The organism is Caecibacter sp. AF58-12pH5A (assembly GCF_027681725.1).
GTDB classification, from domain to species: Bacteria; Bacillota; Negativicutes; order Veillonellales; family Megasphaeraceae; genus Megasphaera; species Megasphaera hominis.
In genome coordinates, this window is record NZ_JAQDBC010000007.1 from 67,403 (window position 1) to 81,997 (window position 14,595).

Genomic DNA, 14,595 nt, shown 5'->3' on the forward strand with positions numbered 1-14,595 from the left:
GAGATTCCTATGAATTTCAGAAGTACCCGCTCTGATGAAACTGTATCCGCCTCGTATGCCCTCTTACACGGCCTGGCTCGCGACGGCGGTTTGTATGTACCGGAAACGTTCCCGGAACAGGTCCTGACGTATAAGGACCTGGCAGAAAAATCCTATCAGGAAATTGCCGCAACGGTATTGTCCTATTTTTTCACCAACTTTAGTGCCGATGAACGCAAGGAAATGATTGCCGCTGCCTACAACGACAGCACCTTTGACGATGAACGCATTGTGCCTCTCCATTCCTTGGATACGGAGCTGACGATTGCCGAACTGTTTCATGGCCGCACGCTGGCCTTTAAGGATTTGGCCCTGTCCCTTTTCCCGTATCTCCTGACGGCTGCCAAGAAGCAGGAAAAAGAAGAACGGGAAATCCTTATCCTCACGGCTACCAGCGGTGACACCGGCAAAGCCGCCCTGGAAGGCTTTAAAGACGTAGACGGTACGAATATCATGGTCTTTTACCCAAGCGAAGGCGTGAGCCCTATGCAAAAGCAGCAAATGCAGAAGCAGGAAGGGAAGAACGTCCGCGTCACGGCCATTAACGGTAACTTCGACGATGCCCAGAGCTTCCTCAAACGGGTCTTTACGAGCGAAGAGGTCAACGCCTACGCCAACGAAAAGGGCGTCCTTTTCTCGAGTGCCAACTCCATCAACATTGGCCGTCTCTTCCCTCAGGTAGCTTACTACGTAGCGACGTGGGTACGCCTCGTCGACGACGGCATTATTGGCCAGAACGATACCTTTGACGTCGTCGTGCCGACAGGCAACTTCGGCAACATCCTGGCCGGCTGGTTTGCCAAGAAGATGGGTGCGCCCATTGGCCGCCTCATTTGCGCTTCGAATAAGAATAAAGTCCTCGCCGATTTCTTCAAGACCGGCGTCTACGATATGAACCGCGCTTTCTATACGACAGACAGCCCGTCTATGGATATTCTCCTTTCGAGCAACTTTGAACGCTTCCTCTTTTATGTAGCCGGCGGCAACACAGCCCGCGTTGCCCAGTGGGAAAAAGATCTCCAGGAAACAGGCAAAATGCAGGTCAGCCCGGAAGAGCTCGAGGCCCTGCAGGCTGAGTTCAGCGGCGACTGGATCGATGACGACGAAACGAAGGCCGTCATCAACCACGTCTTCAACGATTTTGGCTACCTCATGGATCCCCACACAGCTGTGGCCTGCGGTGTATACATGAACTTCCATAAGGAAGGCCGCCTGCCGCATCATACGGTAGTCATGTCGACGGCGCATCCGTACAAATTCCCGCCGGTCCTCTGCCAGGCTCTGGCCCTGCCCGCTTCGGATGATCCCTTTACGATGCTAGCTACGGTGAGCGAAGTCACCAACATCGCCTTGCCACAGCCTTTGGCAGACCTGCGTCAGAAACCGGTGCGCTTTGCTGATACGATCGAACGGGAAGCCATGAAGGATGCCGTCCTTTCCTTTGTCGATACCATCAGTGACCGGCAAAAGGCGTAAGAAAAGGGGCTCTGCGTAATGAGTAAAGGTGTAATTTACGCAATCCTTTCTGCCCTGGCATTTAGTATCCAGAATGTCATCGTAAAAGAATTGTCCTATACGATGAGCACCGGGGAAATCGCTTTTTTCCGCGGTTTTCTCAGTGCCCTGCTGATCATTGGCCTCATGCGGGCCCAGCACATTCATCTGTCCCATGAAGACCGTCCGACCCTCGTCATGCGTGGCGTTCTCGGCGGCCTGGGCATGATTTGTATTTTCTACGCCCTGCGTGGCATGCCCTTGGCGGACGTGTCGATTATTTCCCAGCTCTCGGCGTTTTTCGTCATGCTCTTTGCGGCGATTTTCCTGGATGAAGTACTGCCTAAGGGCTCGAAGCTGCCCTTGGTCGTCATTTTCGTCGGCGGCTGTCTCGTCGTCCGGCCCTGGAATTTCGCGTCCTTCAACATTTATTCCCTCTTTGCCCTGGCACAGGCTGTCTTTGCTGCCGGCGCCTATACGACGGTAAGCAAGCTGACCAACTCGGGACGGCACCATCCCTACGAGGTCGTCCTGTACTTCCTGGGCTGTGCGGCCCTTTCCGGCGCCATCCTCATGGCCGTTACGGGCTCCTTCGTCGTGCCGAACCTGGCCGAATGGGGCTGGTATATTGCCTTGGGCGTGATTACGGTTATCGCCCAGATTTGGATGACCGACGCCTACGCGACGGCGAATCCTGTCGTCGTCAGCTTTGTGTCGTACATCGGGGTCTTCTTTAACGCCCTGTGGGGCTTCGTCATCTTCCAGGAAATGCTGACACTCCTGACAGTAGCCGGCGGCATCCTGATTATTGGCGGTTCTATGTACCTGACGAAACTCAAGCACGACAAGATTGCCGAAATGGCCGCTGTCCATGAACGGAGCAAAAAAGATACACTATGACAAAAGAAAAAATCAATGAAACGCATATCAAGGTAGCCTTCTTTGTCGGCCTGATAGCCGTACTGGCAGGGATTCACTTGGCAATCCCCGACTTTTATCGTACTGTGTGGGACCTTTCGACGAGTGGCAATATGCATGGCACGATCCAGTACCTGCGTTCCTTCGGTATTTGGGCCGTTGCCGTGAGCATGATCATCGATATTGTCATCAACATCGTCGGGTTTCTGCCGTCCATCTTCATTTCTACGGCGAACGGCGTCGTCTTCGGTGTCTTCCAGGGAACCCTCGTCTCGTGGATTGCCGAAACCATCGGCGTTATTATCAGCTTTTTCTTCATGCGGACTCTCTTTCGTAATAAGGCCAAAAGGGCTATTGAAAAGAGCAAGATGCTGAGCAAGCTGGATCATTACAGCACGTGGCAGGCGATGACCGTCGCCCGGGCTGTACCGTATTCGCCGAATGGACTGGTAACGGCTCTCGGTGCATTGAGTCATATCAGCTACCGTGATTACATCATTGGCTGTTTTATTGGCAAATTACCATCTGTTGCCTGTGAGGTCTTCGTCGGCCATGACATCGTCATGTTCGAAGACCATACGATGCGCCTGACTATCTTAGTCATCGTCATTACGATCGTCTACGGTGGCCTGTGGTACTGGCATCGCCGGCAAAAGGCAAAGAAAGTGCTGCATAAGATTGAAGAAGATTTAAAAGCAGAAGAAACAAAAGACTAATACAAAAAAGGCCGGCCCTTAGGGGTCAGCCTTTTTTAGTTTCCTTATTCTTCTTCGACGTCGGGCAATTCCATTTCATCCGGTGTCGTGCAGAAGATGAAATCAGGATTGCGTTCGACGATCCAGTTCGTCTGCCATTCGTTGGCAATGAGCAGGACCACGCGCTGCTTATGATCCTTGACGATCATGGCGCTGTCAATATTTTTCAGGTCCTTATAGTCGTGGCCGTTGGTCTGGATCCAGCGGGCTACCGTGTAGGGCAGGTTGTTGATTTCCAGATCTACGCCGTATTCGTGCTTCAGGCGGTATTCCAGTACTTCGAACTGCAACTGGCCGACGGCACCGACGATGTAGCTTTCCATGGAGCCAAGGTTTTCATAAATCTGGACGGCCCCTTCTTGGGCAAGCTGGGTCATGCCTTTGAGGAACTGCTTGCGCTTCATGGAATCCTTGGCGCGGATGCGGGCGAAGAGTTCCGGCGGGAAGGTCGGGAAATCCTGGAAGGTGACCTGTTTTTTGCCGGCGTAGAGAGTATCGCCAACGCCGATAGTGCCGCCGTCGAAGACACCGATAATGTCGCCCGGGTAGGCTTCGTCTACGATGGTCCGTTCTGTCGCCAGGAACTGCTGGGGCTGCATGAGGCGCAACGTCTTGCCGGTCTGGCGGTGCGTAACGGTCATGCCTTTTTCGAACTGGCCCGAGCAGATGCGCATGAAGACGATGCGGTCGTGATGCTGAGGGTTCATGTTGGCCTGGATTTTGAAAACAAAGGACGTGAAGACATCGTTTGTCGGTTCGATGACGCCTTCTTTGGCCTTACGGGGCTGCGGTGGCGGTGCCAGGCGCAGGAATTCTTCCAAAAAGGGTTTGACGCCGAAGTTGGTCATGGCCGAGCCGAAGAACATGGGTGTGAGCTGGCCGGCTTTGACCTTTTCCATGTCGAATTCGTCACCGGCCATGTCGAGGAGTTCAATGTCATCGATGAGGCCCTGGTGGACATCTTCGTCGAGAAGTTCCTTGAAGATCGGATCGTCGGCAGAACCCTTCGTCGAAGCGAGCTTTCGCTGGCCGTGGGACGTATCCTTTTCAAAGAGCTCGATCGACGCCGTTGCGCGGTCGTAAATGCCCTGATAATTGCCGTTGAGGCCAATGGGCCAGTTCATGGGATAGGCGTGAATACCGAGGGTATTTTCAATTTCGTCCATCAAGTCAAAAGGGTTACGGCCGAAATGGTCAATTTTGTTGACGAACGTAAAGATGGGGATGCCCCGTTCTTTACAAACGCGGAAGAGCTTTTTCGTCTGCGCTTCGACGCCTTTTGCAACGTCAATCAGCATGACGGCGCTGTCGGCTGCCATGAGCGTGCGGTACGTATCTTCACTGAAGTCCTGATGGCCCGGCGTATCGAGGATATTGATATGATGACCTTCATAATCGAACTGCAGAACCGAGCTGGTAACGGAAATACCACGCTGTTTTTCGATTTCCATCCAGTCTGAAACGGCGTGCTTCGTCGTTTTTCTGGCCTTAACAGAGCCGGCTAAATGTATGGCACCCCCGTAGAGGAGCAGCTTTTCGGTCAGCGTCGTCTTCCCTGCGTCAGGATGGGAAATAATGGCGAAGGTACGGCGGCTGTTTACTTCATCAACTAATGACATGTTCCACCTCATGAAATGATAAATACAAAAAAATACAGTACATACAATTATACAAAGAAATAGGGCGGAAGTAAAGGAAAATCCCATTTGCTGCCCATCCCTTTATTTAAAAGGGGGGCTGTGGTATAATAAACCGTCAAAACGATATTGGCTTTGCCGGGCTTTAGCAGCATACCTCTAAAGCCCCCTTTTCTATGAGGTTATGACTAATGACACAAACAATTTTTAAATGGATGAACGGAGACGCGAATCTTACGGCGTGCGCCCACGTCTTCCAGGAGCCTGGCTGTCACAGCGTCTATGGCGTTGGCAGCTCTGTCAAAGGCGCCTTGGTCGGCCGGGCTCTGAGTGAGCACCGTAACGCGGCTCTCATTATAGTACCCTCGCGGGAACAGCTGACGGCCTGGCAGACAGACCTGTCCTTTTTCCTGCCGGACACGCGGCTCTTTGATTTTCCCCTCGTCGACCGGGCACTCTTTACGACGACGGCGCGCAGCCTGGACCGGTCGGCCCGGCAAATGGAAGTCCTCACAGCCTTGCGGGGCGGCAGCAACTGCATCGTCGTAGCGACGATCGAAGAAGCGGCGCAGTACATTGTAGCTCCTGCCGCTGTCGATCAGGCCGTCCTGGCCCTGGCTGCAGGAAAAGAATATGATCGTGACTGGCTTCTCAAGCATATTGCCGAAAGCGGTTACGAACGGGTAGACCTCGTCGAACGGCGTGGTCATTTTTCCGTGCGCGGCGATATTATCGATATTTACGCCGTGAACAGTGAACAGCCCTTGCGCCTGGAATTTTTCGGCGATACCCTGGAAAGCCTGCGCTATTTCTCGGCAGACAGCCAGAAATCCCTGGAAAGCGTAGCGTCGATCCGCATTCTGCCCTTTGCCCTGGCTCAGGATGACAAGATGGAGTATACACTCCTGTCGTACTTTGAAGGCGGTCTCATTATTTGGGATGAACCGAACCGCTGCCGGGAAAACCTGAACAAATCGCGCCGCGAAAGTGAAGAGTACAAGAAATGGCTCCAGACGTGGCGCAGTTTGGCCGGTGAAAAGCGGGCAGGTACACAGGTCGTCTTGTCCCTCATGGCCCAGTCCGTACCGGACATGTACATCGACACGTCAGCCAGCTTTTCTGCCAAAACCATGGCCAGCTTCCAAAAGCAGTTCGATCTCTTAGGCGATGAATTGGTTCATTGGCAAAACAGCCAATACACGGTCGTTTTCGTCATTGGTGACCGCCAGCGCCGGTCGTCCCTCAATGGCTGGCTCAAACAGCACGGCTTTGAAGGGCAGGACTATGACCTGCAGAAGGAATTGCCGCCAGGCCGGATCTATTTGGCCGATGGCGAAATCCGCAGCGGCTTTGAGCTGCCCTACGCCAAGCTGGTTGTCCTGGCCGAACGGGATATTTACGGCATGCAAAAGCACCGTCTGCGCCACCACACGGCTAAAGGCCAGGAAATCAACGTCTTTACGGACCTCAAGCCTGGCGATTACGTCGTCCACGAGGTACACGGTATTGGCCGCTACATCGGCATCAAGACTATTGAACTCGACGGCGTCCACAAGGATTATTTGGAAATCCACTATGCCGGCAAGGATACGCTGTATGTTCCGACAGAGCAGCTCAATTTGCTGCAGCGGTATATCGGCAATGAAGGGGAAACGCCAAAGCTGCACAAGATGGGTGGCAGCGACTGGCAGAAGACGCGGGCTAAGGCGCAGAAGTCCATTACGGACCTGGCGGAAAAGCTCGTCGCTGTCTATGCCAAACGCGAAATCGTACCGGGCTTTGCCTTCCCGCCGGACACACCCTTCCAGAAGGAATTTGAAGATGCCTTCCCATACGAAGAAACGGCGGACCAGCTCAAGGCTGTGGCAGACATCAAAAAATCTATGGAACAGCCCTTTCCTATGGACTGTCTCGTCTGTGGCGACGTGGGCTTCGGCAAGACGGAAGTGGCCATGCGGGCAATCTTTAAGGCCGTCATGGGCGGTAAACAGGTAGCCGTCCTCGTGCCGACGACGGTCCTGGCCCAGCAGCACTTCCAGACCTTTACGGAACGGTTCCAAAATTTTGGCGTCGTCGTCGACGTCCTCAACCGCTTCCGTTCGCCAAAGGAAAAGAAAGAAATCCTGCGCCGTACCCTGACGGGGGAAATCGATGTCCTCATCGGTACGCACAGCATCCTCAATAAAAACGTTAAATTCAAAGACTTGGGCCTTCTCGTCGTCGACGAAGAACAACGCTTTGGCGTAGCCCAGAAAGAAAAGTGGAAGGCCTGGGCGGCCCACATTGACGTTCTTACCTTGAGTGCTACGCCTATTCCGCGTACCCTCCACATGTCCCTGGTCAACCTGCGGCAAATGTGCGTCATTGAAACGCCGCCGACAGACCGGTTCCCTGTACAGACGTACGTCACGGAATACGACGCCATGATCGTCCGCGATGCTGTCATGCGGGAAAAACGGCGCGGTGGCCAGGCGTTCTTTGTCTACAATACAGTAGCGACGATCGAACGCATGAAAGACCAGCTCCAGGCTCTCATGCCGGATATTTCCATCGGTATTGCCCACGGCCAGATGCCCGGCGCCTTGCTGGAACAGGTCATGTTCGACTTTTACGAAGGTCATTATGATTTGCTCGTCTGCTCGAGTCTCGTCGAAAATGGCCTGGACGTAGCTAACGCCAATACGATCATCATTTATGATGCAGATCACTTCGGCTTGCCCCAGCTCTATCAGATGCGCGGCCGCGTAGGCCGGAGCCATCGCATGGCCTATGCTTATTTCCTTTACCGCCGTGATAAGGTTCTTTCGGAAGTGGCCGAAAAGAGACTGCAGGCCATTAAGGAATTTACGGAACTGGGCTCGGGCTTTAAAATCGCCATGCGTGACCTGGAAATCCGCGGTGCCGGCAATCTCTTGGGCCGGGAACAGCACGGCAACATTGCCAGCGTCGGTTTTGCTATGTATTGCAGCATGCTGGAAAAGGCCATTGCCAAGGCCCAGGCCGGCCAGGCCGATGTCCTGCCGCCGCCGGAAACGGTCATGGAAGTCCACATCGATGCCTTTATCGATGATGACTATATCAGTAACGGCGGCCAGAAAATCGAAATGTACCAGCGCCTGGCGGTGCTCACGTCCCTCTCTGAGCTGGACGATCTGGAAAAGGAACTGGTCGACCGCTACGGCCGGCCTACCCAGCCTGTGGCAACGCTGCTGCAGGCAGCCCGTCTGCGCCTGCGCGCCCGTGACCAGGGCCTGGCACTGATTGCGCAGAAACGGGAATCCTTGGAGCTTCGCTGGCAGTCCATGAAAGACATGCCGCCTTTGGTCAACTTGCCGCCAGCCCTGCGCCGGCGTTTCCATATGGTGCCGGGTACGCCTCTCATGATGCGCGTATCCCTGGCCGGGACGACAGAAATTCTGCCGTTCCTGGACCAGCTTCTTACGGCTTTCCAGCAACTGAGAAAGGGGAGTTCCCTTGGCTAACGTATCTTTCCTGCGGGGGGCTATGGTCCTGACCATTGCCGGTATCGTCGTCAAGATTCTCGGTGGTATCAACCGGATTCTCTTGTCGCGACTTCTTGGCGGTGAAGGCATTGGCCTCTACCAGATGGCCTATCCCGTCTATATCCTGCTCCTGAGCATCGTCGGCGCCGGTATTCCTATTGCCGTGTCCATCATGGTGGCAGAGCAGGCAGCCCGTGGCAATTTCAGTGGCACGCGGCGCATTCTGCACGTGACATTGTCAGTCATGTTCGTCGTGGCTATACTCTGCGGCATCGGCATGGTCGTCGGTGCCCGCGTCCTCGTCGATACCGGCCTCGTCAGTGATCCCCGGGCATACCTGCCCTTGGCAGTCCTGGCGCCGGCCTTATCCCTGTCGATTCTGACCTGCTGCTTCCGCGGCTATTTCCAGGGACTCCAGCTCATGACGCCGACGGCTGTGTCCCAGATGATTGACCAGTTTGTGCGGGTCTGTGTTATGCTGACCCTGGCGTGGCTGCTCTTGCCACGGGGCCTCGTAGCTGCCGCTGCCGGCGGTACCTTTGGCGCTGTTCCAGGGGCAGCAGCCGGTCTGGCAGCCATTGTCTGGCTCTACCTTCGTCACGTACGGCAGGGCGCAGAAGCGGACCGTGGCGTTTTTGCCAAGCTGCCTGCGTGGCCTGTAATAAAACGGCTGATTCTCCTGGCTGTGCCTGTAGCGGCAGCGAATATGCTGCTTCCGGCTGTCGCCAGCATCGATCTTTTCATCGTACCGCGGCGCCTCATGGATATTGGCTATACAAGTCACGAGGCGACGACCTTCTTTGGCTACCTCTCCGGCATGGCAAACGGCCTGGTTCAATTGCCGGCCATCCTGACCATGGCCTTGGCGACGAGCCTCGTACCGGCCGTTTCGGCTGCCTGGACGAGCGGCCGCAGTGATATTGTTCTGGCGCGGGCCCATACGGCTATGCGCATTGCCTGCGTCATTACCGTGCCGGCATCGCTGGGCCTGGCCGTTCTGGCTGTGCCTATTTCCCGCCTTTTGTATGCGACGCCGGCAGCCGGTCCGTCCATTTGTGTCCTCGGCCTTTCGGTCTTTCTCATCGGTGTCCAGCAAGTGACGAGCGGTCTCTTGCAGGGCTTGGGCCGTACGGCCATTCCTTTGTACAATATGGCCCTGGCAGCGGTCGTCAAAATTTTCCTCAGCTGGCACCTGACGGCGATCCCCGGTCTGGGCGAGGTTGGGGCGGCCTGGGCGACGAATGCCGACTTGGCCGTGGCGGCTGCCCTGAACCTGTATTTTGCCCGCCGCTACTGCCAGTATCGTATGCAGTGGTTTTATATTGGCAAGCTCTTTTTGGCCGGCGCAGCCATGGCCGGTACAGCCTGGCTGACGCATGAAGGCCTGCGGGCCCTCATGCCGGATGCCTTGGCGACCATTACCGCTATGATTGCCGCCGGGCTGATTTATATCATTTGTCTCTTTGCCTTCCGGGCCTTATCGTCGGAAGACGTGCGCAAGCTGCCGTTCATTGGCCGCCGCCTGTACCCGTGGGTAAAGAAACTGGAACTTTGATTTTACTGACGTTTACACAGAAAGAGGCACGATTATGGCAACTATTCATATTGTAGGACTGGGGCCGGGCGATGCCGGCCTGATCACCCTTGACGCGTGGCAGCTCATGAGCCAAACCAAGCGGCTCATCTTGCGTACGGCCATTCATCCGTCTGTAGCCCGTCTGGATGAAGCCCGTTTGGCTTATGAAGCACTGGACCGGTTCTATGAAACGGAAGCGACCTTTGAAGAGGTGTATGGCCACATCGTTGACTACGTGCTGGCAGCAGCTCAAAAAGAGGACGTCGTCTATGCCGTGCCGGGCAGCCCTGTCGTGGCCGAACGGACGGTGCAGCTCCTGGAAGAAAAGGGGGCAGATGCAGGCGTTACTGTAGACGTCCTGCCAGGCATGAGCTTTCTCGAAGTCATGTATACGCGCCTGCGTTTTGACCCTGTCGGCGGCGTGACCATTATTGATAGCTCTGATGCGGATAGCCTGCCTAAGGATTTGCAGACGCCTCTTATCGTGACCCAGGTCTATGACCGCCGCGTCGCTTCAGACGTGAAGCTGTCCCTCATGGACCTCTACGGCGACGAATATGAAGCGCAGCTCATTTACCATATCAGTCTGCCTGACGAAGATATACGGACTATTAAGCTCTACGAGCTGGACCGCATCGATACAATCGACCACCTGACGAGCCTTTTCCTGCCTGTGCCGCCTGTGGATGCGCCTACGGCGCCGCGAGATGATGCAGCAGACGCAGAAGCATCCGGCACCATGCCCTTTGACCTGCAGCCCTTGGTGGACGTCATGGCCAGACTGCGTGGCGAAGGCGGCTGCCCGTGGGATAAATCCCAGACGCACCAGAGCCTGCGCCGTTTTCTCGTTGAAGAAGTATACGAAATGCTCGATGCCATCGATCAGGGCGATACGGACGGCATCCGTGAAGAACTGGGCGATGTGCTCTATCAGGTGGTCATTCATGCCCGTATTGCCGAGGAGGAAGGCCTTTTTTCGGCACAGGATATCGTTTCTGACGTGTGTAAGAAGATGATTCGCCGTCATCCCCATGTTTTTACAACGGATAGACTTGAAAAGACTAGTAGTAGTATGGTAAACTGGGATAGATTGAAACAGGGCGAACTGCGACAGCAGCACGCACACCTCCTCGACGGGGTAGTGACAGGCCTTCCTTCTTTGCTGGCAGCCTATAAATTACAGGAGAAGTCAGCTAAGGTTGGATTCGAATGGTCTGACACAGCGGACGTCATTGCCAAGGTCCATGAAGAGTGGAACGAATTCCTGGAAGCTGTCCGGGAAGGTGACTTTACCCACGAAGAAGAGGAAGCGGGAGACGTATTGTTTGTTCTGGCCAATTTATGCCGGCGCTATCAGATAGAACCGGAGTGTGCGTTACATCGGGCTAACAGCAAATTCCGCCGCCGTTTTTCCTACGTTGAAGATTGCGTTCATGCGTCCGGAAAAGACTGGTCTGCTTTTACGCTGGACGAACTGGACTCGTTCTGGAAAGAAGCCAAAGAAAAAGAACGCTCTTGCCAGACGGGGAAATGATGGGACGAAACTGTTTGATGTGACCAATTAAAGGAGGATCTTGTAATGAATAAAAGCGAATTAATTAACAAAGTATCTGAAAAATCCGATATCACGAAGAAAGACGCTGAAAAAGCAGTAAAAGCTGTATTCGAAGCTATCAGCGAAGCTCTCCAGGAAGATGACAAAGTCCAGATCATCGGTTTTGGTACTTTTGAAGTACGTCATCGCAAAGAACGCGAAGGCCGGAATCCGCAGACGAAAGATATTATCAAAATCGCAGCTTCCAATACACCGGCATTCAAAGCTGGCAAACAGCTCAAAGACTTGGTCAACAATAAATAAGGATGACCTTGGAGAGGACCGTGATCTGAACGGTCCTTTTCTTTTCTTGCATTTTGTCGTACCATGGATATATAATTGACATAGAATGTCCGTCCGAATCCGACATCTCACGTTAATCTCAAAGGTATACTTCCACTGGCATTATGTCAGCTTGGGAAGAAAAAGAGGGAATCTGGATGACGAAGAAAAAAGTGCTGATTATGTCTGCTTCCATTGGAAGCGGCCATACCCAGGCAGCTCATGCAATAGAAGAATATCTGAAAACCTTACCGGCAGAATGTGAAGTAGAGCATTTCGATTTTATCAGTAATGACGCCTTGTCCATTGATAATATTGTAAAAGAAACGTATCTGAAAATTCTTGACCTTTTCCCGATGCTGTACGATCTCATGTATTACTCATCCCAGGGATACAAGAAAGGCATGGTCGTAAAGACCCTCTTTTCGTGGGGCCTCAAACGCCGCATGCTGCACGTTCTGGCAGAAAAGAAGCCGGATATGCTGGTCTTCACCCATCCGTTTCCAGCCGGTGCAGCGGCTCTCTTGAAGCGGCAGCACAGACTGCAAATTCCCTTGGTAGGGGTAATTACGGATTTTACGATCCATCAGCTGTGGGTCTATCCGCAAATTGACCAATATTTTGTCGCAGCCTCGCAAATCAAGGACCAGCTCGTTGCCCAGCAGGTAGAACCGCACAAGGTCATCGTCTCGGGTATTCCCGTACGGGATGCCTTCCGCCAGCAGCGCTGGCACTGGGACGAGGGCCATGCCAAACGGCGCAATGTCCTGATTATGGGCGGCGGCCTCGGTATGGGTTCGATCCGCCAATCCTTGTCGGTCCTCGATCAGCTTGATAATATTGACGACTTTACTGTCGTCACGGGCTATAATGCCGACCTGTACGACGAAATTTGCCAAATGCGCAAGGAACTGCACCATCCCGTCGAAGTACTGGGCTATACCAACCATATTCCCGAACTCATGGTGCGGGCGTCCCTCTTGGTGACCAAGCCCGGTGCCCTGACCTGTACGGAAGCGGCGACGGTGCAAGTACCGGTCATTCTTTACAGTCCCATTCCGGGACAAGAAGAAGCCAATGCCCAGTACATGCAAAAGAAGGGCTGTGCCCGCTGGGTACGCAGCCAGGAAGATCTGGCTGCCGTCGTGCATGAGCTCATGGATGCACCAGAAGAATTACAACAAATGGCAGCGGCCAGCCTGGCCTGTCACCGTAATGGTGCGCAGATTGTAGGCCAGCACGTCTTGCAGCTCCTCCAGGGAGTGCAGACGCCAGCGTCGTCTGTCACAACGAATAACGAGTATGCGAATACATAGCTGCCAACCTATGCTATGCCTGAACGATACCCAACCGGAGCGGCTGTTTATGAAGCTGTCTCCGGCTTTTTTGTTGGAAAGGGGAGATCCATATGCAACGCAAACGACCAGCCCGTACGCCCCGCAGGAGTACCGGCTCACCGCGGCGTTCCGGCCGTAGTGGCCGTCCGGCCTGGCTGAAAGCCTTTTTTGCGACACTCCTGTTACTTTGTATTGCCGCCGGTGCGTGGTGGTATTTCCAAGGCCGGCCGAGTACGGCACCAGACGATACGAAGCTGCAGCATCTCGATACAGTCCGGGAAAAGGGCAATGATGCAGACTATACGGATGCCGCTACGGAAATACAGGATGCTGTGACGGCGTGGCTTGAGGCACAGGATGCAGACGTAACGGAAATCGACACGCAAAAACGGGAAGAGCCGCGGCGCAGTACAGGTGGCAAGATTCTCTGGACGACAAAACAGCTCGAAGTGACACCGAAGGAAGCTTTTTCCCGGGAAAGCCTGGAAAAGGAATTGGCGAAAAGCCAGGGTAAGGCCGTTCTCTATCAGGTCACAGGTAAAACCCTCGATGGCCAGGCCGTTACTGAATATGATATTGCTCTCTTCGATATGCTAGATAAGGAACAGGTCTACCTGGTCACAGTACGCCTGTACGTGACGGCGCCAGGAGCAGCGCCCAGTCTGGCCCAAAAGATTAAGAAAGCCGTCGGCAAGGTCAGCGGCCAGAGCCCGCCCTCAGAGGAGAAAAAGGAAGGCAATGCGTCGTCCGCACCGGCTGAGGTCAAAGGCCGTTTGGCCATCGTCATTGATGACTGTGGCAGCAACATGAGCGTCCTTCAGGATTTGAACAATATTCCCGTTCCCCTGACCTACGCCGTCATGCCCTATAAATCCCATACGGCAGACAGTGCCAACAGCGGCTATGGCGCGGGCCGGCAGATCTTCGTACACATGCCCATGCAGCCCCAGGGGACTGCCTCGTCCGAAGCGGTATACATCGGCACGGATATGAGCGACAGCAAAATCAAGGCCACGGCCAATGAAATCCTCGACCAGGTGCCCCATGCGATTGGTATGAACAACCATCAAGGGTCTTTGGCTACGTCTGATCAGCGGGTCATGAGTGATATTATGCAGGTCATGCGCAGCCGTGGCCTGGCCTACTTGGACAGCCGTACCATCAGCTCGTCTGTAGGCGAACAGACGGCACGTTCTAACGGAGTGGAAACGAGCCGCAACAATCTCTTTATCGATAACGATGCCAGCGTAGAAGCGGTTAAGAGCCGTTTGCGCCAGGCAGCCCGCATTGCCCAGTCTAACGGTAGTGCCATCGTCATCGGTCATTGCCGGGCCAATACGGCCCAGGCCATTAGTGAAATGGTAGATGAGCTCCACAACGAAGGCATCGATTTGGTTTTTGCCACGAGCCTTATGGAATAAACGCGAGCAGGCAGCCTCCGCCGTATGGGCCGGAGGCCT

Annotated in this window: 10 protein-coding genes; 9 read left to right on the top strand and 1 reads right to left on the bottom strand. The window is 54.3% G+C overall.

The window, feature by feature from the left end; translation table 11 throughout:
* The first annotated feature begins 9 nt into the window (after nt 1-9).
* The 3 genes from thrC to PGX44_RS05275 are packed head-to-tail and all read left to right on the top strand — an operon-like array spanning nt 10 to nt 3,167.
* Nucleotides 10-1,515, top strand: coding sequence for a threonine synthase (gene thrC / locus PGX44_RS05265; RefSeq protein WP_498854519.1), 1,506 nt, complete (start codon nt 10-12; stop codon nt 1,513-1,515).
* 18 nt (nt 1,516-1,533) lie between these two features.
* Nucleotides 1,534-2,433, top strand: coding sequence for a DMT family transporter (locus tag PGX44_RS05270; protein ID WP_289002282.1), 900 nt, complete (start codon nt 1,534-1,536; stop codon nt 2,431-2,433).
* Nucleotides 2,430-3,167 carry a TVP38/TMEM64 family protein gene (locus PGX44_RS05275; RefSeq protein WP_498854520.1) on the top strand — a complete coding sequence of 246 codons (738 nt, stop codon included), beginning with the start codon at nt 2,430-2,432 and terminating at the stop codon, nt 3,165-3,167. The genes PGX44_RS05270 and PGX44_RS05275 overlap by 4 nt, the downstream gene beginning before the upstream one ends.
* 44 nt (nt 3,168-3,211) lie before the next feature.
* On the opposite strand, the gene PGX44_RS05280 is transcribed toward PGX44_RS05275, so the two are convergent.
* The gene (locus PGX44_RS05280; protein ID WP_498854521.1) at nt 3,212-4,825 is read right to left on the bottom strand and encodes a peptide chain release factor 3; all 1,614 of its coding nucleotides are present in this window, start codon (nt 4,823-4,825) and stop codon (nt 3,212-3,214) included.
* A gap of 209 nt (nt 4,826-5,034) precedes the next feature.
* Between PGX44_RS05280 and mfd the strand changes: the two genes are divergently transcribed.
* The 6 genes from mfd (at nt 5,035) to PGX44_RS05310 (ending at nt 14,556) form a co-directional block, all read left to right on the top strand.
* On the top strand, nt 5,035-8,325 hold the full coding sequence (mfd, locus tag PGX44_RS05285; protein WP_498854522.1) for a transcription-repair coupling factor: 3,291 nt from the start codon (nt 5,035-5,037) through the stop codon (nt 8,323-8,325).
* The gene (locus PGX44_RS05290; protein ID WP_498854523.1) at nt 8,318-9,901 is read left to right on the top strand and encodes a putative polysaccharide biosynthesis protein; all 1,584 of its coding nucleotides are present in this window, start codon (nt 8,318-8,320) and stop codon (nt 9,899-9,901) included. Before mfd ends, PGX44_RS05290 begins: the two co-directional genes overlap by 8 nt.
* A gap of 34 nt (nt 9,902-9,935) precedes the next feature.
* On the top strand, nt 9,936-11,456 hold the full coding sequence (yabN, locus tag PGX44_RS05295; protein WP_498854524.1) for a bifunctional methyltransferase/pyrophosphohydrolase YabN: 1,521 nt from the start codon (nt 9,936-9,938) through the stop codon (nt 11,454-11,456).
* A gap of 45 nt (nt 11,457-11,501) precedes the next feature.
* Complete coding sequence (locus PGX44_RS05300) at nt 11,502-11,780, top strand: non-specific DNA-binding protein Hbs (RefSeq protein WP_186502746.1); 279 nt, start codon at nt 11,502-11,504, stop codon at nt 11,778-11,780.
* A gap of 176 nt (nt 11,781-11,956) precedes the next feature.
* Nucleotides 11,957-13,114 carry an MGDG synthase family glycosyltransferase gene (locus PGX44_RS05305; protein WP_498854525.1) on the top strand — a complete coding sequence of 386 codons (1,158 nt, stop codon included), beginning with the start codon at nt 11,957-11,959 and terminating at the stop codon, nt 13,112-13,114.
* A 92-nt stretch (nt 13,115-13,206) separates the two neighbouring features.
* Entirely contained in the window at nt 13,207-14,556 is a 1,350-nt protein-coding gene (locus PGX44_RS05310) for a divergent polysaccharide deacetylase family protein (RefSeq protein WP_498854526.1), read from the top strand.
* Nucleotides 14,557-14,595 lie beyond the last annotated feature (39 nt).

Bases quoted from the DNA above. Each gene is read 5' to 3' on its own strand.
- thrC (WP_498854519.1), top strand. From the start codon at position 10: ATGAATTTCAGAAGTACCCGCTCTGATGAAACTGTATCCGCCTCGTAT.
- PGX44_RS05270 (WP_289002282.1), top strand. From the start codon at position 1,534: ATGAGTAAAGGTGTAATTTACGCAATCCTTTCTGCCCTGGCATTTAGT.
- PGX44_RS05275 (WP_498854520.1), top strand. From the start codon at position 2,430: ATGACAAAAGAAAAAATCAATGAAACGCATATCAAGGTAGCCTTCTTT.
- PGX44_RS05280 (WP_498854521.1), bottom strand. From the start codon at position 4,825: ATGTCATTAGTTGATGAAGTAAACAGCCGCCGTACCTTCGCCATTATT.
- mfd (WP_498854522.1), top strand. From the start codon at position 5,035: ATGACACAAACAATTTTTAAATGGATGAACGGAGACGCGAATCTTACG.
- yabN (WP_498854524.1), top strand. From the start codon at position 9,936: ATGGCAACTATTCATATTGTAGGACTGGGGCCGGGCGATGCCGGCCTG.
- PGX44_RS05300 (WP_186502746.1), top strand. From the start codon at position 11,502: ATGAATAAAAGCGAATTAATTAACAAAGTATCTGAAAAATCCGATATC.
- PGX44_RS05305 (WP_498854525.1), top strand. From the start codon at position 11,957: ATGACGAAGAAAAAAGTGCTGATTATGTCTGCTTCCATTGGAAGCGGC.
- PGX44_RS05310 (WP_498854526.1), top strand. From the start codon at position 13,207: ATGCAACGCAAACGACCAGCCCGTACGCCCCGCAGGAGTACCGGCTCA.